24 protein-coding genes and 4 pseudogenes are annotated in these 25,870 nt (G+C 32.0%); 5 read left to right on the plus strand and 23 right to left on the minus strand.

The genetic code is table 11. The annotated features are described in order from the left end of the window. The 4 genes from DM800_RS26925 to DM800_RS26940 all read right to left on the minus strand — a co-directional run. The coding region (locus DM800_RS26925) for a PAS domain-containing sensor histidine kinase (protein ID WP_147788004.1) at positions 1–1,643 on the minus strand (1,643 nt) is incomplete at its 3' end. Between the two features lie 458 nt (positions 1,644–2,101). Beyond that, entirely contained in the window at positions 2,102–2,953 is an 852-nt protein-coding gene (locus tag DM800_RS26930) for a Cof-type HAD-IIB family hydrolase (protein ID WP_098200331.1), read from the minus strand. A 201-nt stretch (positions 2,954–3,154) separates the two neighbouring features. Then, positions 3,155–3,733, minus strand: a complete 579-nt coding sequence (locus DM800_RS26935; RefSeq protein WP_147788005.1) for a cysteine dioxygenase family protein — start codon at positions 3,731–3,733, stop codon at positions 3,155–3,157. A 265-nt stretch (positions 3,734–3,998) separates the two neighbouring features. Next, positions 3,999–5,213, minus strand: coding sequence for a cytochrome P450 (locus DM800_RS26940; RefSeq protein WP_098090073.1), 1,215 nt, complete (start codon positions 5,211–5,213; stop codon positions 3,999–4,001). 140 nt (positions 5,214–5,353) lie between these two features. On the opposite strand from DM800_RS26940, the gene DM800_RS26945 reads away from it, so the two are divergent. Then, complete coding sequence (locus DM800_RS26945) at positions 5,354–5,851, plus strand: PadR family transcriptional regulator (RefSeq protein ID WP_147788006.1); 498 nt, start codon at positions 5,354–5,356, stop codon at positions 5,849–5,851. A 102-nt stretch (positions 5,852–5,953) separates the two neighbouring features. Here the strand turns inward: DM800_RS26945 and DM800_RS26950 are convergent, their stop codons facing one another. The 6 genes from DM800_RS26950 to DM800_RS26980 all read right to left on the minus strand — a co-directional run bounded on the left by DM800_RS26950 (position 5,954) and on the right by DM800_RS26980 (position 11,305). After that, positions 5,954–6,109 carry a DUF1540 domain-containing protein gene (locus DM800_RS26950; protein WP_000046089.1) on the minus strand — a complete coding sequence of 52 codons (156 nt, stop codon included), beginning with the start codon at positions 6,107–6,109 and terminating at the stop codon, positions 5,954–5,956. Between the two features lie 73 nt (positions 6,110–6,182). After that, positions 6,183–6,812, minus strand: a complete 630-nt coding sequence (locus DM800_RS26955; RefSeq protein ID WP_088063589.1) for a Vat family streptogramin A O-acetyltransferase — start codon at positions 6,810–6,812, stop codon at positions 6,183–6,185. Then, on the minus strand, positions 6,802–8,085 hold the full coding sequence (locus DM800_RS26960; RefSeq protein WP_147788007.1) for an MFS transporter: 1,284 nt from the start codon (positions 8,083–8,085) through the stop codon (positions 6,802–6,804). The genes DM800_RS26955 and DM800_RS26960 overlap by 11 nt, the downstream gene beginning before the upstream one ends. A 267-nt stretch (positions 8,086–8,352) precedes the next feature. Next, positions 8,353–9,588 (minus strand): cytochrome P450, encoded by a 1,236-nt coding sequence (gene cypA / locus DM800_RS26970; protein WP_147788008.1) that lies wholly within the window; start codon positions 9,586–9,588, stop codon positions 8,353–8,355. A gap of 158 nt (positions 9,589–9,746) precedes the next feature. After that, positions 9,747–10,151 (minus strand): hypothetical protein, encoded by a 405-nt coding sequence (locus tag DM800_RS26975; RefSeq protein WP_000282702.1) that lies wholly within the window; start codon positions 10,149–10,151, stop codon positions 9,747–9,749. A 149-nt stretch (positions 10,152–10,300) separates the two neighbouring features. Next, positions 10,301–11,305 (minus strand): DUF1835 domain-containing protein, encoded by a 1,005-nt coding sequence (locus tag DM800_RS26980; protein WP_087984408.1) that lies wholly within the window; start codon positions 11,303–11,305, stop codon positions 10,301–10,303. 228 nt (positions 11,306–11,533) lie between these two features. Between DM800_RS26980 and DM800_RS26985 the strand changes: the two genes are divergently transcribed. Then, complete coding sequence (locus DM800_RS26985) at positions 11,534–11,746, plus strand: hypothetical protein (protein ID WP_048560963.1); 213 nt, start codon at positions 11,534–11,536, stop codon at positions 11,744–11,746. Between the two features lie 247 nt (positions 11,747–11,993). Here DM800_RS26985 and DM800_RS26990 read toward each other — a convergent pair whose 3' ends face one another. The 9 genes and pseudogenes from DM800_RS26990 to DM800_RS27030 form a co-directional block, all read right to left on the minus strand. Next, the gene (locus DM800_RS26990) at positions 11,994–12,197 is read right to left on the minus strand and encodes a hypothetical protein (protein ID WP_000878362.1); all 204 of its coding nucleotides are present in this window, start codon (positions 12,195–12,197) and stop codon (positions 11,994–11,996) included. A gap of 139 nt (positions 12,198–12,336) precedes the next feature. After that, entirely contained in the window at positions 12,337–12,753 is a 417-nt protein-coding gene (locus DM800_RS26995) for a DUF3995 domain-containing protein (RefSeq protein ID WP_060486846.1), read from the minus strand. Positions 12,754–12,881: 128 nt separating this feature from the next. Then, positions 12,882–13,655, minus strand: coding sequence for a DUF3959 family protein (locus DM800_RS27000; RefSeq protein ID WP_142287471.1), 774 nt, complete (start codon positions 13,653–13,655; stop codon positions 12,882–12,884). A 209-nt stretch (positions 13,656–13,864) separates the two neighbouring features. Continuing rightward, on the minus strand, positions 13,865–16,252 hold the full coding sequence (locus DM800_RS27005) for an RNaseH domain-containing protein (protein ID WP_142287472.1): 2,388 nt from the start codon (positions 16,250–16,252) through the stop codon (positions 13,865–13,867). Positions 16,253–16,580: 328 nt separating this feature from the next. Continuing rightward, positions 16,581–16,850, minus strand: a pseudogene (locus tag DM800_RS27010) (thiaminase II/PqqC family protein); the annotation flags it as partial. 267 nt (positions 16,851–17,117) lie between these two features. Continuing rightward, positions 17,118–17,852 (minus strand): Bax inhibitor-1/YccA family protein, encoded by a 735-nt coding sequence (locus DM800_RS27015; RefSeq protein WP_088008798.1) that lies wholly within the window; start codon positions 17,850–17,852, stop codon positions 17,118–17,120. Between the two features lie 40 nt (positions 17,853–17,892). Then, positions 17,893–18,723, minus strand: a complete 831-nt coding sequence (locus DM800_RS27020; RefSeq protein WP_147788009.1) for an ABC transporter permease — start codon at positions 18,721–18,723, stop codon at positions 17,893–17,895. Beyond that, the gene (locus DM800_RS27025) at positions 18,720–19,418 is read right to left on the minus strand and encodes an ABC transporter ATP-binding protein (RefSeq protein WP_147788010.1); all 699 of its coding nucleotides are present in this window, start codon (positions 19,416–19,418) and stop codon (positions 18,720–18,722) included. Before DM800_RS27025 ends, DM800_RS27020 begins: the two co-directional genes overlap by 4 nt. Continuing rightward, positions 19,415–19,795 carry a GntR family transcriptional regulator gene (locus DM800_RS27030; protein ID WP_147788011.1) on the minus strand — a complete coding sequence of 127 codons (381 nt, stop codon included), beginning with the start codon at positions 19,793–19,795 and terminating at the stop codon, positions 19,415–19,417. The genes DM800_RS27025 and DM800_RS27030 overlap by 4 nt, the downstream gene beginning before the upstream one ends. A 144-nt stretch (positions 19,796–19,939) precedes the next feature. Here DM800_RS27030 and DM800_RS29765 point away from each other — a divergent pair. Continuing rightward, positions 19,940–20,185 (plus strand): annotated as a pseudogene (locus DM800_RS29765) (YolD-like family protein); the annotation flags it as partial. 98 nt (positions 20,186–20,283) lie between these two features. Here DM800_RS29765 and DM800_RS29995 read toward each other — a convergent pair. From DM800_RS29995 to DM800_RS27055, 4 genes and pseudogenes are all read right to left on the minus strand, one after another. Further along, positions 20,284–20,452 (minus strand): annotated as a pseudogene (locus tag DM800_RS29995) (N-acetylmuramoyl-L-alanine amidase); the annotation flags it as partial. A gap of 325 nt (positions 20,453–20,777) precedes the next feature. Further along, positions 20,778–22,211, minus strand: a complete 1,434-nt coding sequence (locus tag DM800_RS27045; protein WP_147788012.1) for an IS4 family transposase — start codon at positions 22,209–22,211, stop codon at positions 20,778–20,780. Positions 22,212–22,354: 143 nt separating this feature from the next. Beyond that, positions 22,355–22,630 (minus strand): annotated as a pseudogene (locus DM800_RS27050) (recombinase family protein); the annotation flags it as partial. Positions 22,631–22,794: 164 nt separating this feature from the next. Continuing rightward, complete coding sequence (locus DM800_RS27055; RefSeq protein ID WP_255447079.1) at positions 22,795–24,021, minus strand: alpha/beta hydrolase; 1,227 nt, start codon at positions 24,019–24,021, stop codon at positions 22,795–22,797. Positions 24,022–24,202: 181 nt separating this feature from the next. On the opposite strand from DM800_RS27055, the gene DM800_RS30000 reads away from it, so the two are divergent. After that, positions 24,203–24,559: an IS66 family transposase gene (locus tag DM800_RS30000; RefSeq protein WP_370512878.1), complete on the plus strand. Its 357-nt coding sequence runs from the start codon at positions 24,203–24,205 to the stop codon at positions 24,557–24,559. A 212-nt stretch (positions 24,560–24,771) separates the two neighbouring features. Beyond that, positions 24,772–25,461: a Pr6Pr family membrane protein gene (locus DM800_RS27065; RefSeq protein ID WP_063224289.1), complete on the plus strand. Its 690-nt coding sequence runs from the start codon at positions 24,772–24,774 to the stop codon at positions 25,459–25,461. The last annotated feature ends 409 nt before the right edge of the window (positions 25,462–25,870 follow it).

Here is a 25,870-nt window from a genome sequence, read left to right on the forward strand (position 1 = left end):
TCAATGATTTTATAACTTAACATTAATCCGATACCGGTACCTTTTTCTTTCGTACTATAAAAAGGCTCACCTAATCTCTTAATTCTATCTTCAGGTATCCCTATTCCTTCATCAATTACATGAATAATGACACCTTCATCGTTTATCTCTTTAATATGAATTATAATTTTCCCGCCATCTGGCATAGCTTCGATTGAATTTTGCAAAATATTAATAAACACTTGTTTCAATTGATTTTCTGAGCATTCAATGCTTATGTCTTTGTTGTCTGCATATAGTTCCACTTGAATATTCGTCATAATTGCTTTTGTATTCATTAACGATACGACATTATTATAAATTTGATAAATATTTTTTTGTTCTGTATTTATCTCATCTGTTTTAGCAATTGATAAAAACTCTTGAAGAATCGCTTCTATTCTTTCAATTTCAGAAAGCATTAAATCAAAATATTTTTCTTGATCTTCTTTATTAATTTGAAATAACTGTATAAACCCTTTAATGACAGTTAATGGGTTCCTCACTTCATGAGCCACACCAGCTGCTAATTGACCAATTGCTGCAAGTGTATCTGATTTATTTAGCAATTCTTCTGTCTTTTTCCGTTCTGTAATATCGCGTACAATGATCATAATTTTATCGTGTAATAATGGTAAGCATCTAGCTTCAAAGAAATCGACACTCCCATTAATTGTAAGTGGATATTCAACAATTACATTCGTCCCTTTTTCCTTCACTTGATGAATTGCTTCCTGAAACTGCTGTGCTACTGGAGATGGTAATACTTCGAAAAACTTTTTTCCCATAAAAGCTTGTGCCGGTACGTAAAATTTCGAAGGGGATCCTGCTTTATAATCTATAATTGTGCCATCATCTTCTGTTAAGAAACATAAATCTGGTAAAGCCTTAAAAATTAATTCCAATTCAGACGTTTGTTGTTTTAACTGGTCTTCTATCGCTTTTAAATGTGTAATATCTACCCCGACAGCCCAGTAGCTATATCCTGTTACAGGAAACTGTTCTGATATATTGGACCACATGATTGTTTTGATTTCACCATTTTTACATGTTAAGTGCATTTCCCAATCCCTGAAATTTTTTCCACAAGTTAAAAATTTCGTTTGTATTTGGTGACGATAATTATGATCTGGGTACAATAATTGTAGGGCATTTGGATTCCCTATTATTTCTTCAGCTGTATAACCTGTTACAATTTCACACTCCCGATTCCACAAAACAAAATCTCCATTATAATCAAGCGCATCAACCATAACAGGCATGTTTTGTAAAATCGTATGCAGTTCCTCCTCTTTTCGAGAAAGCAACGTTGTATTTTTACTTTGAAATACCTTTGTTGCTCCATCTATAATTAGATTTGAAAGCATTTCAAAGTATTTTTGACAATTGAAAATGTCACTTTTGTTTGACCATACTACAAAAGATCCTAAATGTTGATTGTATAAAAAAATGGGGATTTCAATTTTGGGAAGTTTACATATTTTCATTTCATTTATTCCAAAAGAAAATATACATTCTTTTTCAGCATCAAGAAGTTGATGTGATATGTTGGTTAATTTATAAAACTGTTCTGCCATGGTTTCTATTGTACTCACATCAATAAGTTCCATTAGCCGCGCATTCATTCCTTTTTCACCTCAATATGTAAAATTAATACAAATTCAAAATTTATACTTCTCCATTATACGTAGAATGTGCCTTTAGGTATATAGCTGCAGAATAATTATTCGAATAAATTTTATTTTTCAATTAAAATAGAGAAGAATTTGCGTATAAAATGAATCCTTAATCAGTACGTATTTTGTTCATCACATATTAATTCTGGATGTACGACCAACCTAAAACGGGTACTCATGCAGAAACCGGATTTTAATATCAGAGTCATACACATCGATTTTAGTAGTATAAAAATACAAAAAATATAAAGTTCATAAAATTTTCACAATTAATATGAAAAATATAAACATTTATTCCAATATATTCTATATAATAAAAAGTAATAAGGCTTCTATGAATCTCATAGAATACCTTACCCCTAATAAAAAGAAAAAAAGAATCTTTGGATTCTTTTTTTCTTTTTATATTACATTACATATTTATATAAAGCATGTGCAACACCGTGTTCTTCATTTGATAAAGTTTCGTATTTACACATTGCTTTTATTTCTTCGACTGCGTTCCCCATTGCAATTGATATGTTTGCTTTTTCCATCATGGATACATCGTTTAGCCCATCACCTATCGCTACAGTATTTTCAACTGGAATATTTAGATGTTCTGCTAAAGTATATAATCCATTTCCTTTTTGAGCATCTCGATGATTAATTTCTAAATTATGCCAATACGAAGATGTAATTGCTAAATCAGTATTATGCAGAAACGCTGCTTTTAACTTTTTTAATTTTTCTATGTCATAAGAAAATGGTAAAAGCTTGTGCACATGTATATCAGTTTCTACAATCGGTTTACAACTTTCTGCACTATGAAACGCTGTATGCTCAAGGTATAAAGCTGCGATCGTTTCTAATTCTTTCAAGTCGAAATTTTCTTTTGAATTCTTCACATACTCAATTTCATTACGTACACTCTCTACTCCATAATCCGGTACATACACACCTTTATCAGTATAAAGCTGATAATATAAGCCATTCTCTTCAAGATATTCTACAATCTCAAGTGCTTGCATATTTTGAATTGGATATCTCTTCATCATTTTTTTATCTTTATATATAAGCGCACCATTTTCCGCAATAATTGGACACTCTAAATTAACTTCTAACAACAATCTTTCAATGTCGACGATAGAACGTCCTGTACAAATTGCTACAACATGACCCGCTTCCTGACATTTTCGAATTGCTTCTGCATTCTCTTTACTAATCATTTTATTCCCTGAAAGAAGAGTTCCATCTAAATCAATTGCGATTAATTTCATTATTTCTTCACCACTTTCTATAAATACACGAGTTCATTATAAACAAAAGGTATCGTTTTCATACTGATCTCGTGAAGTACTCCTTATTTATAATTTATGAAAAGCGTTTCAGGTCAAGAAATAATTAATAATAAAATCAAAAACTTTTCTTTTTAAAGAAAAGTTTTTGATTTTATACTATGAACTATAACTAATTTTATACTATGAACTATAACTAATATATTTCGTCTCACACATGTACACATTCTTTTCTTCAGTTGGGACATATACTTTAAACTTTTCTAAACGTTTTCCGTAAATATGAATAGTGACAACTCTTTCATTTTTAGCTATTTCAAGAATATGACAATCAGCTGGTGGAATGACTTTATCTGTTTCTCCTTCTCCCAAATAAAGATTTCCTGTATGTGTTAAATAAACAAGTGAATTTTTAAACTGCTTCGTTTGTATAAAGTTTTGCACCATTATCCTCCCTGTAAAAACGCCTTCTACTCCCCATGTACCATCATGATCATGTAAAGGTGTAGATTGTCCATCTTTCCATACAAGAGCTAATACTTCAAAACGATTAAAAGGATCTTCATATAACAAATGTCGTGCGTATTGAGCCGAATTCGCCTTCTGTTTTTCTAACGGAAGCCATGTTTTCTTTTCTAAAAGTTCTTCTAGTAATTTTTCAATCGCACAAACAATTTGATCTTCTAATAAATTACTATCCATTAAATCCGTTACAGTTTTAATAAATGTTTGAAACGTTTTACTTCCATTACACGTTAACATAAGCGTCCTCCTCCATTCTTTTTCACACACCCCCATACTAAATAACTAACTAAAATTTTACAATTGAGAAATAAAGTGAAACTTTAATCAGTGGGGGTTTTGTTCATCTCCCACTGATTATTAGTTGAACCAATTGGACGTTTACGGACAGTTGATCTCCCACCTAACTTCTTTGCTCCAACTGAATTTTGAGGTGGGAGTTTTACTGTCCGTTAACGCGGGATAAAAAAACAAGGTACAGTAAATTTGTACCTTGCTGATCGATTTACCTATTATTCAAAAGAATAGGTAAGTAATTTAACGTTTGTTCATTTTCCAATAGACATTTTTCTAAATTGAACAATGGAGATAACTCTATTTTTTCAAAAGCATTTATGAAAGTTCTTAATGCAATCTCAGCTTCTAAACGTGCAAGTGGTGCTCCTAAGCAAAAGTGAGCACCTTTACCAAATGTTAAATGCTTTTCATTTCCTATTCGGTGTATATTAAATTTAGAGGCTTGCGAAAACTTTTTCTCATCTAAATTTGCTGCACTTACCCACGCAACAATCATTTGATCCTTTTTCATAAAAGGCCCAAATATATTTGTATCCTCTGTAATCCTCCTAGCTAATGTAACGGGAAAGCGATAGCGCAATACTTCCTCAATTGCCTTTGAAATTAATTTAGGTTCTTCTCTTAATTCTTTATATGTTCCAGGTGAATCCACTAAAAAGCAATAAAAGCTATTAATAATTAAATTAGTAGTTGTTTCATTGCCTGCCGCTAATAAACCTAAAGAAAAAGTAACAATTTCTTCATCTGTTAATCTTTCGCCTTCATATTCAGCTCGTATTAAATCCGAAATAATATCATCGGTTAAATGGTATCTCTTTCCCTGAACAATCGGTAGAAGATATGCTTTAAATTCATTTAGTGCTATACCCTTTTCCGCATCCAGATCATTAAACTTTTCTTTACTATACGGCATAAATAAAATATCAGACCATGCTTTAATTTTTTTACGGTCCGTTGTTGGCACTCCTAATAAATCGGATATGACGGTAACAGGTAAAGGTGCAGCAAATTCTTCAACGATATTAACCTCACTATATTGTCTAATATGTTGTACAAGTTCATTTGCGATCGCCTGAATTCGGGGTTTCCATTGTTCTAAACTTCTTGGAGTAAATGCTTTAGAAACGATAGAACGTACATTGCGATGTTCTGGTGGGTCCGTAGAGTTTATATTTATCCTAGTTTCTAAAGGAGGGATTGCGAATTGTCTTCGCTCCCTTCTACTTGAAAATAAGCGATAATCCGATAAAACTCGATTTACATCATCGTATAAAAAAACATTCCATACATCTTGCTCTTCATCGTAATGTACAGGGTGATTATCCCTCATAAATTGATACCACTCATACGGATTCCACAATTCTTCTTTTGTTTTCAGCTTTGAAATTTCATGAACTAAAATCACATTTTCCGGCGAAGCCATAGTTCTTTCCTCCCTTTTCTTTTACAATAAAAGTGATAGGTCGGTAGTTCAAAGTTGTATAATCTAACATATGTTATTTTAACATATACTAAAGGAGATTTTTTATTGGAGAACTTGAGAAATATATAAGGGGGATTTTTATGTACGTTGACATTTTACTATTAGCAGAATTAACAACTGGACCAAAACATGGATATGAAATAAAGAAAAATGTTCAAAACCGGTTAGGTGAGAATTTCGAATTAAATCATAACACACTTTATCCCGCTCTTCGGCGCTTCGAAAATATGGGTGCTATAACGAAAAAAATACATAAACAAGTCGGAAAGCCAAACCGAAATATGTACGATATAACTGAAACAGGTGAAGAAATTTTTTCAGAGATGTTAAGAGAGTTTCCTGAAAAAATTGCGACAAATAACGCTGAGTTCCTTGTACGTATCGCTCTATTTGAAAAACTTGATTACGAAGGTAGAAAAGAAATTTTAACAATACGCCAAGACGTACTAAATAAACAGCTTACTGCTATTCAATCTTTAGATGTTAGCTCATCTTTTATTACAGAAGTTATTGAATTTAGTAAATCACGTATAGAACACGAATTACTCTGGATTACATCACTTATGAAGAAAATATAAAAATTAACAAGAAAAGTTAAAAATAATGAATGAAAATGAGATTTATTATCAATACTATAATTAATAAAAGGGCAACCACGATTTGGCTACCCTTCAAAAAATTTATACTTCTGGATCGAAAGTTTTGCAATCTGTTTCTTCCGTAGTTGATGCATGTTTCCCTTTATGACTTACTACATAAATTGCATCTGCACTACATTTATTGCCGTTAGCCCAAAATTTACAGTTGTTTACTTCACATAAAACGTCTTGTGCCATAGTATCACACCTCCTTGTTCTATTATCATTAACAAAATTCGGAGGTATGATACTCTTTGTCATGCATTTTTTATTACCTTTTTAGCTTTCTTAATGGTTCAATATTTCCTTGTACAATAGCATCTATATTTTCTGTTATTTTTTCAATGTCAAAATGCCACCATTGAATTTGCAATAACTCTTCTACTATTGTATTTGTAAATCGTTCCTTTATTTTATTTGCAGGGTTTCCGCCAACAATTGTATATGGTGCGACGTCTCTAGTCACAACAGATTTAGCTGCAATGATTGCACCATCTCCTATTTTTATTCCAGGCATAATCGTTGCATCCATACCAATCCATACATCATTTCCTATAACTGTATCCCCTTTGTAAGGTAAATCAGACAAATTAGGTGTATACTTCTCCCACCCATTTCCAAATATATTAAATGGATATGCCGAAAATCCATCCATCCGATGATTCGCTCCGTTCATAATAAAGGTAACTCCATTTGCAATACAACAAAACTTTCCAATAGTAAGATGATCTCCAAGAAATTCATAATGATGTAATACTCGATCTTCAAATGTTTCTCCATCTTTCGCATCATAATAAGAATAGTCACCAACAAGTATATTAGCTTTCGTTATTGTATTTTTTATAAAATGGACATTTTGATTTCCTTCAATAGGATATTTAACATTTGGATTAGGATTCATGTTGTACAGCACTTCCCTTACCATTTATTTCACTTTCTACCGCTATTACTGGCTTTAAATTGTATATAGGTAAAATAAATAATAATCCAATTATAAATAGTAAAGCTGTGCCCTCATACATCGTACTTAATGAGAACACCTCTTTTAATGAACCGGCTACACTCATTGTTACTACCATTGAACCGGTAAATAGTGGACTTAAAATGCCATTTACACGACCGATAAAATCAGTATCGCTATTTTGAATAATGAGCGTATTAATACCTATTTGGATACATGGAAGAGCTAACCCACTAAAAAGTTGTGCTGTAAGTGTCACCCATAAATTCGTTGAATAACCTATAATACCAATGCCGATCGCCTGACCGAGCATCCCTACAATTAACATCTTTTGCGGGGCTACGTTTTTCGCAAATACCATCGCTAAAGCTCCGCCAACAATCATACCCGCGCCATTTACTGTTAGTAACCATTGCAAACTCTCTTTTGATAACCCTAACTGCTCAGTCACAATAAATATACCTAATGGCTGAATCAATCCTATACCTAGTCCTGCTGCCATAAAACAAAGTCCAAGCAAAGTTAATGCTTTTTTCTTTTTCACATATTTAATACCATCCAGCATCTCCTGTAATAGCGTGATTTCTTTCTTCTCAATATCATTCTCAAGATCTTTCGGAAGAAATAACAATACAGCTGCTGCCAGTAAAAAAGCGATACCTGTTATGATAATTGAAATATAAATTCCAAAACTATGAAAGATAAATGTTCCAAGAATCGGTCCTAGCACCATAAAAATCGCAAATATTGTTTGATATATAGACATCGCTAATTGGATTTGTTCCGTTGATAAATGCTGTTTAAACAATTTCATACCTGATGGTTGAGAAAACTGCGAAAGGATTGCAGAAATAAGCGTGACAAAAAACACGATTTTCCATGTTCCAAACATAAGTGTAATTAATACAGCGAATACTGAAATGGAACTTAACGTTTCACACCAAATCATTGTCTTCTTTGGCTTCCACCTATCAGCAAAGGTTCCACCTATAAAGGAAAAGATGAAAATTGGAACAAACTCAGCAACCGAAATCATTGAAATAGCAAAAGCATCACCTTTCGTCATTTCCATTACATATAATAATACCGCAAAGTTCCGAACCCATATTCCAATTTGTAAAAATAATGCTGATGCAAGAATTCCTTGCACAAACCGATTTTTTAATACTTGTGATACCCCATTGTTTTGTTTCATTACTACATTTGTCGACATAAAAAATCCCCCTATTTCATGTTCTGAACAGGAGGCAACACAAATCATATAAAAAGACTATATATTCGCAGAGCGAAATACATCCCTTTTCTATAAATGCGCAGACTAATCCTATTCAGAAGAATATTTCGTTTTTTAACGAAGATCTCTTACAAATAGAATTAGTTGATCATTGGGATGTTTTCACCCTTCCGTTTCGAATTTAAATAACACATACATACTCTATGTAAATCCATTTCGATGTATGCATGTCTCCTTTTAACTATTCTAGAAATTTAAAGGCAATTCCTCTAAAGAACGCATTAAATAATTACCTTGCCATTTAATGTCTTCACGGTTACCTTTTATTTGTAGTTCAGGCATTCGATTAAACAAAGTAGTAATAGCAATCTTTGCTTCTAACTTAGCAAGTGGAGCTCCTAAGCAGAAATGGCTACCATGACCAAAGGCAATATGGCGATTATTTTCCCGAGTAATATCGAATACTTCTGGGTTTTCAAATACATTTTCATCACGGTTTGCAGAAGCTAATGCAATGACAACCATATCTCCTCTTTCGATTGTTCGGTCGTGAATTTGAAAAGGTTCAGCCGCCCATCTTGAAGTTGTAACCTCAACTGGAGAATAATATCGTAACCCTTCCTCAATAGCTGCATCAATTAATTTGGGATTTTCTTTTAATAACTGTAATTGATTCGGATTTTCAAGAAGCGCTAATACCGTATTTGTTATTAAATTTACCGTCGTCTCATGTCCCGCCACAATTAGTAACATTATCATTGAATATAGTTCCCTAGCGCTAAGTTTATGTCCTTCACTTTCTGCAAGTATTAAAGCACTCACCAAGTCCTCTTTTGGTTCTTGTCTCTTAACATCAACTAAATATTGGAGATATGTAATAAACTCAGATAGTTGCTTTTCAGTTTCTTTTATTTCTTCTGGTGTTTCTGGGTAAGCAATGACAGCATGAGACCAAATTCTAAATTTCGCTTGATCTTCTTTTGGAATGCCGAGCATTTCACTTATTACAATAATCGGTAAAGGAAACGAGTAATCATCAACAAGATTTAATGAACTTTTTCGCTCGACTTCATTTAACAAATCATCTGCAATATCCTGTATTCTTCCTTCCAATTGCGTGATCATCTTCGGTGTAAAAGCTTTTTGTACGAGTGATCGTAAACGATTGTGGTTAGGTGGATCTGAATTTAGCATGTGCGTCGTTAAATAATCACTATTATCAACAGTAAGAAAGACATTCAATGTATCTTGAGAAAATACATTGGCCGGATCTTTTTTTAAGCGATTATCTTTTAATAGTGGCAAAGCATCTTCATATCTTGTAATAAGCCACTCTGCACCTAATTCAGTTTTATTCACAAATAAGATAGGTTGCACTTTTCTAGATTCTTTATAAATTTCATACGCATCTTCTTTAAACTGAGCTGAAGCTAAATTAATACCATCCTCTATTCTTAGCCCAACTTTATTTTTCATTGACATTGTATTCCCTCACTCTCATTTGTTTTTGAAAACCAACCAACATATGCATTATACTCTAATAAAAACTAGAAAATTGTAAATTTTCATTCAAAATCTTACTTCGTATATTGAAAAATAAAGAGTAAGAGAGTAAAATCCTTCTACTCTCTCACTCTTTTTTACGCAAAACACATGAAATTACTAATTTGTTGATAGCGATAACTTACTTTACGACGGCGACCACCTTGCCAAGTGTAACCTGAAACCCCATTTCTCCTCACTTCAGTCGGGAAGAACCATAAGTCTCTTCCGAAAGGTCCAGGACGATGCAAACGTAAGTAGCCCCATCTTCCTAGACAGTTACACATCCATGATTTCATATTCCCTGCTTGAGCTGGAGAAGCAAATGTAGACGGTAACGACGGCGCTTGTGACGGTGGTGGTGACGTTGGAGCATCTTCCGCATCATCTGGTCTATAATCTTCTTGTTCCATATCTCTCACTTCATTTACAGATTCATACCCGTAGTTTTGTGGATTATAATACATCCCTTGATCATATGGATAATTTTGCTGGTTATACATATTAACAAATCACCTACTTTTCATTCAGTACCTTTAACATTCATATGTGATTTGCCTCCTATAGGAAGCTTATGTATAGCCTAAATTCAACAAAAAAATAAAGCTCGTATTTTAAAAATACGAGCTTCTTCATAATCGGAATAGATGTATTATTTTCTTAATTTCACACTATAAAAACGCATTTCATCTAACGAACCTTCAAATTCAAATACTTCTTGTTTAATTAATTCCTTTAAGCGATATTCTAAAAACGTATCGCCAACTAACTGCTCTACATGACCAAGTGCTTCACCAATTACCCTAGGGGCTTTTAGGAATTCTCGATCAGCACCTATACTTTTCGCACATTCAATAATAAATTGATCAAAATAATCTTCTTGTACAGAACGCACTTCATTGTCTGTCCAAACTCTTAAAAATTCCGTACTTTTCGATAGACTATCCCACTCATGTTCAAACTGCATACGTTTCTCTACAGTTAAATATGGCAATTCTACAAAACTTTTTTGAATTAGAGCTAAACTTTCAGGTGCTAACTCTCCAGTTCCACGAATAGCATACTCTTTTTTTAATATTTCTTTACTTGCTTCAGACGTATTAATAACGCGAATGTTTTTCTTATCTTTTAATTGCGCCATTACAAAACATAGGCCTACATGTTCATGTGCGTTATTAGCTTTCCAAATTGTAATAGGTGTTTCAATAGGAATAGTGTGTAGTTCTTCCATAGTTTCTAAAAACCTTGGTAAATACTCTTCTTCAAAATAATTATCATAAGCAGTTAAATTATTTACTAACCATTTCTGTCTTGCAAGTTGTCCCTCATTCATATGTAGCTTGTTTATCGGCCCAATTGAAAAGAATTCAGAAAAAGCGACAACCCTCTCTTCCAATTGTTCTTCTTGACTAAGCATATATTTTAAACATCCAGCTGTTGAATCATCAAACGCAATATGTACGTGTGTGCTTTCTTTTACATTTCTTATATATGATGTATTACTCGTTAGTTGCTTAGGAATATCCATCAAATTTTTAATTGCATCTTCACTATAGTTTTCTTCTAATAAATTCAACTGAATAAGAATACTTTGAAGTAAATGTTTTGCTTCATCTTCGTACATATCCTCTACAACATTTTTGATTTTATCTATCATACAAATCCCTCTATTCGTTTCATAAATAACGTATATTATAGTGTATCATTTTAGTATCATTCTTTTAAAGTTTTTTAAGTAAAAGCATTTATTATTCAGATTGCTACAGCTATCCACATTTTCAACAAAATCTCTCCTACAATTCTTAATTACTAAATATTCCTTTGTAAATCCTTTTATTTAAATGTATAATTATATAGAAAATAAAAAAATGTAGGAGCTATATGTATGGAGAAAGCGATTACTACTTATAAACATTATTTGAAAAATTGGAGATTTATATTTATTTGTATATTACCTACTATCGCCTTATTATATGTTTTCGATGTCATCTTTGAATTACTATTTCATCAAGATTTCTATTTATCTAACTTAATTTTTGCTATTATATTATTTTTAATATTTATTAACATCAAAGATATGTTTAAAATTGAAAGTTAAAGAACGGGATAAAAAAGAGCACCCTGCAATTGGATACTCTCATGTAATAGAGGTTTTTTCTGAGTATTAAGTAGGACACGAAGGTCTTGTCCTACAATATAATATATGCTTGTACTTATTTTATTGTGCATCTATTAAACATCAAATGTATACGTATTGCTAAAAATTCTGCTCATTTATTAATTGTATAATTATTATATTTACACATAAAAAAACATCCCTATGGATGTTTTTTATGTACCGATTTTTAAGCTTCCATAAACTTAGCCGGTACACCAATTTTTTCAACTACAGAAGATATATTAGTAGGATTAATCATTACATTTTCAATACTAACTAATTTATTTTCTAATAGTCCATTCTCTGTAGTAATAAGTTCTTCAAACCGATCTAAAGTCATCGAGAATTTGTGTTCACTTCCGCCATTCATACAGACTTTAACATACTTCATAGTGTCACCGCCTTTCATAATAATCTATATTTCGATAAGAAGACGCTTACATCCTTTTTATTTACTACTAGATTTCTCACTTTTACTCCTTGCTAATTCACGTTTATTTATTTTAGAAAAAGCAGCTACTATTTTATGTTCACGTTATAATTGCTAGTAAGAACGATAAAGATAAAAATGCACAAAGTGGTATATATAAAACAGTATCCATTTTAGCAAAATACGTATCTTTTTTTCGCTTAAAGATGCCAAAATAATGAAACTCACCAATTACTCTTATAAAAAAAACAATCATACAAATCCAGGAGCCCAATTGAACGATAATATTAGGAACTTCGAAATGAACAACATTTGTTTGTTGTAATAAAATTATTGCCGCCATACTTAATAATAAAGCAATGAACAATGTCATTCCTACACTTGGTGTAAACGCCTTTTCTCCAGCTTTTGTTGGAATGACACTATTTGTCGCCCACTTACCTCCGAAAGCCCAGTAAACATGTAAAAAGCTAACTAAAAATAATATACAGACAGAAATATATGTAATAATAAGCATTTTGTCCTCCCATTATTTTATTTAAGTCCTTAACTTTAGGGTATGCTATAAATTCCTCATTAGCAATCTATATATAATTACATAAAAAACCCTTCAATGATAAATCATTAAAGGGTTACTCAAATATCTTATGCATTATACCTATTTCTACGACGTTCCATCCTCGTTTGTCCTTGAGCGATACCTTCTTTATATGGATTTATTTGCTCTGTCATTTCATATGTTGCAGCTTGAGCTGGTTCTTCGTAATTATGCTCACGTATTTTTTCTGGCGTATTTCGTTTTGATACTTTTCCACCAAACTTAAATAATTTGATCTTTAATTTCGGTAATCTAGGAAGTGGAATCTTAAATGATAATTTTTTGCGCTTCTTTTTTTGTTGAAATAGATTTATATTTTCTTTATAATCATCCTGCTCTTTACGATGTAATAACATCGCAAGTAATCCACCTAATATAAGTCCTCCAACTAACAGTAGAAGATATAAGTAATGACTTGTCATTAAACTCGACATACGTTCAAGTATGACTAACGACTGTACTTCTTTAATATCCCAAAGTAAAGCGGCCCATAATGAGAATAAACCGAAAGTAAGTCCATATGTACGAAAACGGAATAAACATGGAATTAAAGCGATACAAGCGGCGATTTTCGCATTCCCTATTATTGAACTTGTTGAAATATCTTGATGCCAAATGACTAACAGCAGTGTTATAAATGGCGCATACGCTATCCAACTACATATACGTGAATATATTTTTTTCGCAAAATAGCTACCGAAACTAGTAAAAAATAAAAGGCCTCCGATATATAAAGATTGTTCTAGTGGGATTTGCTTCATAATTCCTGCAACTGGAAAGAGGCCGCTTAATAGCATTAATAACACATCTAATTTCTTCACAATTCCTCATTCCTTTCAAATTTCTTTTGAATCAATTCATATTGCTTTTCCATATGATGTAGATTTTGTATTTCTAAAAAATATCTTAATCCTGTATGTAAATAAAGTAAATACATAAAAGAAAAGATACATGACAAAGGATATCCTTATTTACATGAAAAAATGACAAATCCTGATCAATATAACGAGCAGGATTTGTCTACTATTATTTAAAGCAAAATAATTGAATCTTTCTTTTCTATTTTCATTATATCTACATCCAATTCATCATCAAACTCTTTAAACTCTCTTGCATCTATATCAGTCATATAGCTCTTTATTACTTTCGCCATATGCATAGAATACGGCATATGTATATTTTTTTCCTGAAGCATACTTGAATTACAGCACATATAGTGTACCATTTTAGCGATATAATTCCTTTCTACAGGTTTTACACCTAGCGTTAATATTTCAAGTATGTATCGCTGCAATGTTTCACTACCATTTAGCGAATATTCGCCAGTGCTATAATACATCCCTTTTTGATCTACATATAAACTTGTACCTTTAGGAGCATCATCACGTTCTATCACACCGTATTTTGGTGTATCAAAAGATGTATTTATTCTTATAATGTTTAAATTAGGGACCTTTAGCGCATCAGGAACAATCTCCGGTAAAATATCTATATCAATTTTTTTATTTTGTAACTCTTTTATCCAATATTTTCTTAAATTCGCATCTATAATGAAATACACTTGTTCATTTTGCGCTTTTACATGTTGTAAAATTCCTGATAATGTTTCAGAAACAAATTGTTTAAATAGAATCCCCATATCATTTCTTTTTGAAGGCTGCGGTAAAAAGGCATTATGTTTATTTATATTTAATAATAAACAATCAATCGTTTGCCACTCTGTATTCCCGTATAGTTTATATGAAATTTCTTTTCCTTTTATTTGTGAAAAAATAGGTAAGAAATCAAATTTCGAGATTCGCTCAATTGATAAATTAACATATGTACAAGGTAAATTTATTTTATTCCAACTACGTTTCAAAAATCCTTTTTGTTCTAATAAACTAAGGATACAATTAATAATTGTTGTACGAGATACACTTTGGCCAATAAATAAATTAATAAATGCTGAAATACGGTTAGTTCGTGCAAACCCTTCTCTAACGATTTGCTTTGGATCAATTTTTTCACGCCCATCACAATTTTCCATTGCGATTAACGCCAATGTCGCATCATTGCGCTCACCTGCAGTAGCATAAACCGCTTTCATAACATCCTCTACTAAATTTGTTTTGTATTTCTGGCAATATTGCATTTTATATGGATTTTGTAATACTTTTTCAATATTATATCTTACTATTTTTAACAATACTAGAGAATCTGCATTTAATACATATAACGACTCACCGATTTGAGCTAACAAAATTTCACTTTCAAATAACGCTTGTTCAACTTCCAACGATATTTTTTCAGACCATATTTCTAACGTTATAGTCTCTAATCCTTTTGGTGCAATTAAAGGGAATAATTCATTTTCATTATTTGTTGCTATCTTTTTACATTCTGGTAGTAATGTGAAATAAGTGAATTTTTGCTGAAACCCTTTAAATAGATACTCTCTTTCCTTTACTTTTATACCGGGTTTTATTTTAGTACCTTGAACTTTATATATTCTCTCATTGTATGGAAGTAACACCCTAAGATTTTCTCCTAGCATATAATCTTTCGGATATTGAAGAATATGCTCTAATTCAACTTCTCCACCTATACGAAAATCATCTTTTAAATTTCTAAATATCTTAATCCATTTTATGCCGTTTGTAGCTTGTTGTACTTTTAGTTTTACAAACCGTAATTTCTTATTATTCGATGCAAATTCTGGCGTAGAAACCAATATCATGCCCCGTTTACGTCTTAATAGCAAAGGAATATCTGGATGATTATATTCTTGATAAAACCTCCGAATTCCTATTGAAACATTTAATAATGGAATATTCTCGCCACCGCGCGTGATACATTCGAACCGATATACGTAGGCGAAATAATCTTGTGTTTTTTCATCTTTAATAGGCTCTGACATTGCCTCACAAATATTTTGTGATCTAAGAGGAGAAAAATATATATCTTCTTCGTTAATATTCTCTAATCGTACAGATTGTTCACAAAAAATATGTGAAATTAAAGCGGGCACCCACTTAGAATATATTTCATTATCATGTAGTACTGTTAAATTAGAAATTAAATCGTAATGCCATTCATATTTTGGCGATTCTATTAATTTATTAGGTTTCCAATCATGAATAATCTCATACCAACTTTGGAAAATATAATCGAGTTGTTCTTTTCTAATAGGTTCTTTACATACAATCCATGGTATATTTTCATTTAATACATATGGATTATGCTGAATAAATAATATATCAGAAAACATATCATATAATCTTTCATTCAATCGTTTTAACTTACTTGTTAATAAAAATGTCTTATAATGTATTTCTACAATATCAAGCCATTCGATAGGAAAGTATATAAATGATACACTTTCATTTAAAAGCGGCTCTACTATATTCTCAAATGTTAATAACCGTAGTTTTTCCATGTAATGAATACTTCCTTTCTTCATTTGCCTTGATCATCTAAAAACTAGAAGAAACCGTTACGTTACATAATCTAATCAATTAAAACCCGGTTCTTTAAAATTGAATTATTATTAATTTATTCAAATAATACATTATAAATAAAAAATAATAATTGCTTATCTTCTATATTTTATAAAACACAACATATACATCACCACCTACTAATATTAAATACAACACATTAGAATTATACAATATAAATAGTGTATTATATTTGCAATTTACAATAACTTTACAAAAATAACTATAAAAAGGTATTGTCTATTCCTAAGTTTAGTAATACCTTTTTTATCCAATTACTTCTTTTACATCTGTATTCACTCGCCACTTTTCTAAAGTATAAGCCATTTCCCGAAATTAATATTCATATTAACTATTGATAATAAAATGCTGTTTCATTCACTTGCAGTCAGACTCTGTCACTTGTTCAGCGATAGTATCTAACCGTGCAATTTGATCTTCAACTAAAGTACGGAACCAGTCCGATGCAGAAATCCATTCTTTATAAATTGGCTCTTCTGGCTGACGCTCTTTTAAACATTCATCAATTGAGTAGAAATCAATATCATGTCCCGGTTTCGACTCAATACCAATAAAATATCTGGATGGTTAAACTCTTGGTATTAAGACTATTTTTATGAGCATTTCGTATAAGTTTAATTTAACTGATTAAAGCTATTTTCAAATAAGACACGATAATTTATGTCTATTCTGTATAGCTGTTAGTAAGTTCGTTTGCAAATTTGTTAGCACTTTTTTATATTTCTTCTATTACACAAACCTTCACAAAAACATCCTGCATGTTTGAAACATGCAGGATGTTTTTTAGTCTTTGTTTTTCATAATGTAAGAAACCAGACGAAGGATCTCCAAGTATAACCATACTAATGTCATCATAAGCCCTACTGCACTGTACCATTCCATATACTTTGGTGCTCCACTATGAGTACCATGTTCAATTGAATCAAAATCTAGTAATAAATCTAATGCAGCAACAACAATTACAATTGCACTTATGATGATACTAATTGTCCCACCTTGGTGAATATATGGAACATTCACCCCTAAGATGCCCAATAAGAAAACAATAAAATACATAATAAAAATTCCAAGTGTTGCAACCGTTACAACCGCACGAAACTTTTTAGTTACTTTTACTATTCGAGTTGCGTATAACACTAACATTGCAAATAAAATCGAAATTGTTAGTAATACGGCAGTTAAAGCGATAGAATCACCAAAGCGCATTGTATAATATGCTGAAATACTTCCTAATAAAACTCCTTGTAATATTGCGTAAATCGGTGCGCAAATTGGGGATATGCGCGGAATGAATATAACTACAAAAGCGACAATTAGAGTAACTATTATAATTCCAATTAACACGGGTATTTTCATTGTCCCTTGTGTCATCTGTACGTAGGAATAGACAGACGCTGCAAGAAGTAAGATAAGCATAATAAATGTTTTTACTATCGTTCCGCCAATAGTCATCGTAGAAGCATTTGTCTTCTCTTTATGAAATTTGTCTTTTTTTAATATTGGATTAGATGTTTTCATTATTTCCTCCTAAAATGTATTTTGCGTTTAAAGTGAATTTTTATATCTCTAATTTCTTATTGATAATGCGACCTGTAATCGCTACGAGTACAATTATTAACAAGCAAGTAAAACATAGACCCAAAATAGTGAAATCTTCAATAGGGTAAAATGATGTATCAAAAAAATCATTCTTATCCATGAACCCAGAACTTTTAATAGTAACTGCATATTTCTCTAAATTACTTAACACATTCATTACTATTGTTTGTATTGTTGAAAAGATAGCAACGAAAATGATGAATAAAATTATTTTACTCATCCATGACTTCACTGGAAACAGCCTTATAATGGCTATGATAAAATAACAAGAAATAAGGATACTCATGAAATCGATTCCCCATAAAAGAAAAGCAAATATGTGTTGGAAGATTCCGTAACTATACAACTTGTGATATTCTTGTCGAAATTCTCCGGTTACTTCCCCACCATAAAGACTGGGATTATAACCAATTACTTTTCCATCATAAAGACTTTGTGAAAAATAATATGAAAAAATTAAGCCTATACCTAATAAAATAATAAACATTAATGTAAAAAATAATAAATTCGCATATATATATATTGGGGTTGGGATGGCTGTATAACGAATCATAGAATTTTTTAATATTTTATTGAAAGAAGGCAGCGCTATTAGAAGAAGTAAAAATGCAGCTATACCAATTATTATTAGGTATATGAGTAATACTAAATCCTTTATAAATGGAGGTAGTGCCCTTGAGAGTCCTATCGTACTAAATAAAAGAAGTAAAGAAATAATAATAAAACCAGAATAAAAGACTGCTATTTTTTTTCTATTGCACTTATATAAATAGAGAAAAAGTGGGTTCATTGCTCAAACACCTCCCTAAACAACTCATGTACTGCTCTCCCGTGATGAAAACGAATTTCCTCTACGTTTTCATGTAATATAATAGTTCCGTCTTTTAAAAAGATTACTTCATCAAATATATTTTCGATTTCTTCTATTAAATGAGTTGAAATGAGAATGGTACAATCTTCTCGGTAAAATTTAAGAATTAAATCTAGTACATGTTTTCTAGAAACAAGATCAACTCCACCCAATGGCTCATCTAATATATATAACTTTGCTTTCCTGGAGAAAGTTAAGATAAGTTGTAATTTTTCCACTCCACCTTTTGATAAAGCAACTATATGCTCTTCTAATGGCATTTTAAACTCAGCTATTAAGTCCATTGCTTGATGAAAATCAAAATCACTATAAAAATCCCGATAGAAAACTACAGCATCTTTTATCGTCATCCACTCGTCAAAAACAGGACTATCAGGCATAAATGAAACAGTTTTCTTTGTTTCTATTCCTACCTTCTGACCCTTAATTGTGATAGTTCCTTTAGAAGGATAACGCAAACCAGCAATCATTTTTAATAATGTCGTTTTTCCGCTACCATTATCACCAACAAGACCAATAATTTTCCCTTCAGAAATTGTTGCACTTAAATCTTGAAGCACTGTTTTTAAGTTATATCTTTTCCACAGATTTTCAATTTTTAATAACTCTGTCATTCGTTTTCCTTCCTTTTCTTTTCTAATGAAGAATGGAGGATTGGAAGAATTTCTTCGTTCGTAAATCCTAAATTGTCCATTCCATTTATAAAATTATCAAGCAACTCTGTTGCCATTTCTTTGCGTAGTTCAGTAATCTTTTCTCCTTCACTCGTTACAAATCTCCCTGTTCCCCTTCGTGTCACAGCAATACCTTCTCTTTCTAGCTCTTGAAATGTGCGTTGAATCGTATTGGGATTCACTTGTAATTCACTGGCTAGTTCACGTACAGCTGGGATTTTATCACCCGGTGCTAAACGACCTGTTACAATTTCCTTTTTTATGTATTCCATTACCTGAATATAAATCGGGATATTAGGAGAAAACTCTATTTCCATTTATTCCCTCCTCGGTATTAGTGTACTAGATGAATAATACACTAATACTGATTGTGTGTAAATGGTAATTTTTCCAAACTATATATAATAAATAAAGGGTGATATATAGTGAATTAGTGTAAGATAGTATGAAAAACCCACGAAATACTTGAGGATTTGAATGAAGTATCAAAAATCATTGTTACAGAGGATATACGAGAGTAGATTGACTGTGTTCTTCTTTATTCGATGCAATATAAAGAGGAAATATTAACTTCATACTATCGTGACAGAATAATCCACGACATGTACATAAATGTATCGCATATTGAACCAATGATGAAAACTGTATGTACAGACATTTTCGGCTTGAATATAGAATTTAAATTCAATGAATTAGTTAATATAAACTATAAAAGCCATCCAATAGGATGGCTCTTATTTTTGTACACAAAACTGTTCTTTTGTGAAAATCACTTTACATATACATAGGCTTCATTTGCCGTTACTTAGTATGCTTTACCTTTGCTATTGTGTACTTTATATTGTGATTGATGTTCCATAGACAGTTAGATTCGCATCAATCGTAAATCCTAATCCTGCATCTACAGAGACAGACACATCTTTGTCCTGCCAAGATGGAGCATCATAGAAACAGACATTGTTAAATTTAGATATTGAGAATGATTTTATGAGTTTTTCGTATAAGTGTTATTTCATTAATTAAAGCTATTTTTAAAGAAGACATATCAGCGATATTTTATGTCTATTTTGTATAGGTGTTAGCAAGTTCGTTTGCAAACTTGTTAGCACTTTTTTTATTGCCTCTATTACTATACCTTATAAATAAATCGTACTTTGTTGCTATATCCCCATGCCCATCAAGCTAAGGTTGGGTTTCCTATGAACTTCCGTTCATGTTGCCTACATGCTTGATATTTTGTTTATTTGTTTTTAAAAATACGCATATCAAATAAACCTTGATAAGGTGTATTTTTAAAGATTATGCAGTTTTCTGCTTTAGATTGGATACAGTACACTGATAAACGACACCTAAAATATCAAAGACTGTCTTTTTCTCATATCGATGCGATTTCCGTCCGTTTTTCTGTAAGAGGTCAAACAGACGAAAGAAAATTTTTGATACTTCTTGGGTGTCTTTTTGTATAGCTTCATATACTAAGTACAAATGATCTTGAATCATATAAATTGCTTTATATTCACTTAATTCTTTTTGTTTTTTCTGTAGTAACAGCTGTCGCATTTTGAACATAGTGGAAGAACAAAGAAAAATAGCGATTAACTGTCCATAAAGATGACATTCTAGACGCTCTCGCTTAATATTGTGACAATGATTGATACCAAAAAGAGATTTCCATGTTTTAAATACAATCTCTATTTGCCAACGTAGTGAGTAGATATCATGAACCTGTTCCATCGGAACAATTTCCCATGGTATGTTGGTAATATAAACGTTGATTTCTGTTAATCGTTTACTTTTTTCAGAGTATGTAACTCCTTTTTTCTTTTCAACATAAGATTGTTGCTTCCTACGTTTATGAATTTGAGTTGATGTAAGTCTGTATATCACAACTCGTGAGGGTAATTTTTGTTGTCCAACATAGGCATTCCGAATCTCATAAGTATCTCCTGGTTTTATCTGATGCATGATATCTTCAAGGTCAAGTAAAACATATAAAGATTGCTTTTTAACTGTCCCATCCCGAAAGAATTCTGGCGATTCATTTTTTACATATACTCTATTATTTAATTTCAACCGTGAGACATAGAATACCCCTCGTTGATCCATCTGGTCTAAATCTTTTAGAGAGAAGTATCCTAAATCTCGAATACATAAATCTCCTGGGCATAAGGTATCTAAACACTCTGTACCAAAGGTTTTATCATTATTTTTACCTGGTTCCATTTGAAAATTGAGGAATTTCCCACTATGTAAATCATACTCTAGTTGAATCTTAATACCGGCTGTTTGTGCACATCCTCCTGAACCAGGATAAATAGGGGATAAATGATTGGGTACTTGAAAAATAGTAGCATCTAAAATACGTATACGTTGAAAATAAGAAGTATATTGGTTTTGGATTTGAGACGAATCGTTTAGTTGGCTTTTGACTAAAAGAGAGAATATACGCTGTAGAAATAAAACAGCGCATCGGTTAAAACGTTGATTAAGTCCTTCTGGACTCATGAGTGTAGCTGTATTTGCATAAAGCTGACTACATAATCGAGTGAGAGAATCGCTTGCTACATGTCGACTGATCCAAATACATAAAGCAGCCATATCTCGTGCGCCATACTTACTTTTACGTTTTACAAAACCTGTCTCCTGTGCGAGTTGTTGGAAGATATGTGGAGATAGATATCGCTGTAGTTCTTCAGCGAATAAATGAAACTCATCTTGAATCGATAGATTCATACAAAAACGCCATCCTTTCTGTATATTTCTACAAAAAGAATAGCGTTTTTTTCGTTTTATGGATACAATTTTTTAGCTTGATGGATGTGTGGTGGTACCCCTTACTGTATTTCACATATTTCCCCCTCTTTATTACCTTTATCTCACGCTCTCTTCGCCCTTAACAAAGTACTTTCACTGATTCCTGTCATTTCTGCCACCTGTTTATAAGAATGGATCTTTAATAATATTAACTCATGATCTATTTGTTTCTTATTATATTTCTTTGGCCGTCCTTCTCTAAAATCAGGATTTAATTTCGCAATCGCTTTTCCTTCCTGTGTACGTTCTACGATCATATCTCTTTCAAATTCCGCAAATGCACTCATTACACTAAATATTAATCTTCCAATAGGTGTTTTTTCCACTAATACCATATTAGGCCTAGAAGGAGCACCTACACTGGGAAGTGTAAATCAAATTCCAAAACTATAAATACTGGATTTATACTAAAAAACAAGCATTTTGAAAAAACTCATCAAAATGCTTGTTTAAATTTTTACAATGATGTAAATAAACCTTCCCGGATTATTCTTCCCCATGTTTATTTATTATACTTTTGAAGAAAGGCTTTTACTTTTTCATAAGCAAACTGAGTACTCAAGCTATCTGGTGCTCCATCAAAAACATGGTCGGCTCTTGGAAGAAGATAAAGTTCATGAGAAACGTTATTTTCTTTTAGTTTTCTATCCAAAATTTCAGCCTGTTCTTCTGGTACAATTCGGTCACTTGTTCCTAAAAGTGTAATAGTAGGAGGTGTTTTTTCCTGAATGTAACTGATCGGAGAAAGTATTTTATAACGATCAGGGAATTGTGAAGGTGTACCCCCAATATATTTTTTCATTACATCTTGCATATAATCAGGACTTGGACTATTCTTATAAATTCCCTCCATATCAGACAGACCGTATATATTAATCACAGAGTTAATAGTTACTGACGGTACATTTGTTGAAGGAGGTAACTTTGTATCTCCCATACTATAGGCGGCTAGCATAGCTAGATTTCCACCTGCTGACAGTCCCATTACGTTTATTTTTTCAGGATCAATATTGTAAGCATCCGCATGTTCTGCTACCCATCCTATTGCTGATTTTACATCAGCTACTTCATCTTTCCATCCTGCATGAGGTGGCATACGATATTGTATAGCAAACACAGTATATCCTAATTCACTTAACCATTGACTCCAGTGAGGGGCCATTTCTTTATCACCCTCAACCCATCCACCTCCATGCACTTTTACAATAGCGGGATGTAGTGATTGTTTTGAGTCTCCATGGGCTCGCCATACATCAAGCTTTAATTCCACGCCATCAGGTGTTGTTTCGTATACGACGTCCTGTGTGAATTTTGATGTGATTTCTGTCTTACCAAAAAAATGAGAACTAAGTGAAACGGAAACATTCTCGTTTTTTGCATAGTTTAACATTTTAATGATTGGCTCGACAGTTAGAAAACTTAATAATAAAACTAAAGGGATCAAAATTGTACGAGCTAGTAAAGCTTTCCTCCAGACAGCTAATACTAATAAAATGATTATCACAACAGTTATACCTAATAGCAACGTAGGTATTATCAATGCACCCGCTCCAAGAGCACTCATTATATTAGGAAAACCGCCTGGATTCCAAATATAGTATGTCATAATGCTGATAATAGGAAATGCAATTACTGCAAGGATTGTCAGTAACCATTGAATAAAACCTCTAGGCCGCCATGAGGTTGGTTGTTCTTGATGTTTTTTTTTCACTTTTCTAACTCCTTTCAAACAAATAAAATACCTTTTTAATAAAAATACCTCAAAAAATGATTTAACTCTAATTTAATGATGAACTCAGTACATAGTCGTTATGTGAACCATTTATTCTCCTATTTCTGCATTCAACCATTATATATTTCACTAGCATTCACTTACTCTTGCAACGACCTGCTTCCCTGAAGAAGAAATTATAGCATACGAAACCAGATATGATAATCTGCTTAGTAAAGGGTATGACGAAAATATCCAAACTAAAGGGAAATATGCCAAGGAATCCGAAAAGACTCTCCTGAACAGATTAACGAAGTATAAATCGAATCATTTGCTATTCTTAAGGGATTTCAAGGTAGCATATAACAATAATCTTTCCGAGCGAGATTTACGAAAATGCAAGCTGAAACAGAAGGTATCGGGTTGCTTTAGAAAACAAAGCGGAAATGAATTATATTGCACGGTTATGAGCTTTGTTGAGACTTGTAAAAGGAAACAACTCTCTATTCTAGAATCAATAGAAAAGGCATTTACAGGTAGACCAGTCCAACTATAGACTGGTCTATTTATAGTTTTTATTTAATCATTAAGGCTGAATAGTAACAATCAATCTGAAAATCCAAATAAATTCAAATGAAGGTAAGGGTAAATTTTTGACAAAGCTTCGCTAAAACGCTAAAATAACGTTTCATGTAAAAATTTAAGATGAAATGATGGATGAATATTTGGTTGAATGAAATGATATTAATATAAATTAGGAGGAATTGTATGATACGTAATAGAGTTATAGCGGTATTATTTAGAATTGGTAGCCTTATTTTTGCATTATATGGTCTATTATCACGTATGGGCATCCAATCGGGCGAAATGAATTTTAAGATATTTATGTACTATACTATCCAAAGTAATTTTTTAGCACTGATCTTGTTTAGTATACTTACTATACGTACAGTTAAGGGATTGATAAATGATGGTAAGACGGGAAGTGCTGGCTATTTTCCACGCTTTGAAATGATATGTGTAATTGATTTACTTTTAACACTTATCGTTTATTGGGTGTTGCTTGCTCCTACTACCTTTACAATGGGTGGAAGTTTTTATCTTTGGAAATTTGATAATCTTGCAGTACATTTGATTACACCTATTCTTTGCCTTGTGGATTATTTTCTATTTACAGAATCTAATCATTTAAAATACCGAGATGTATATTATGTTTTGATATACCCGCTCTCATATGTGGCATTTGCTACTATCGCAGGTCTAATGGGATATGTGTACAATATATCGCCAATTGATGGGAAGCCAGTACATTATGCTTACTTTTTCTTTGACTATGACAGAATAGGAGCAAAATCCCTTGTCTACATCGGTGGCCTTATAGTATTTTTCTTGGTACTTAGCCATATTATGTATTTGTTTGACAAGAAAGTTTATAAACCTTTAGTTGTAAGCAAATAATGTTATCCATTGCAATGATCTTTTGGTTGGTTATTATGTTTTTGTAGTGATTACATCATAACTATAAAAAAGGGTCATTGCTTTTTTATTGGGTTCTTTCACATCTAGTGTGAGTGAACTTAAATCCGACTTTGCCTGACGCTACCCCATGCCCATCAAGCCAAGATTTTGAGGTACCCCAAAAACAGAATTTCTTCTCTCTATATTTATCTATGAAAATTAAGTTCATTTTTTTGCTTTAGGGAACAATCAATTTATTAACTTGATGGCGATGTGCTATATCCCCCAGTTTCTTTTTTCTGTATACCGTAACACTAAGTAACTTTAATCAAAATGTAAAAATACCTATGTACATATTGAATATAATAATTTTATATATTGAAAGGACATACTATTGTATAGAGTTCTG

The sequence above is a fragment of the Bacillus sp. AY18-3 genome, from assembly GCF_008042305.1.
Taxonomy (GTDB): domain Bacteria; phylum Bacillota; class Bacilli; order Bacillales; family Bacillaceae_G; genus Bacillus_A; species Bacillus_A wiedmannii.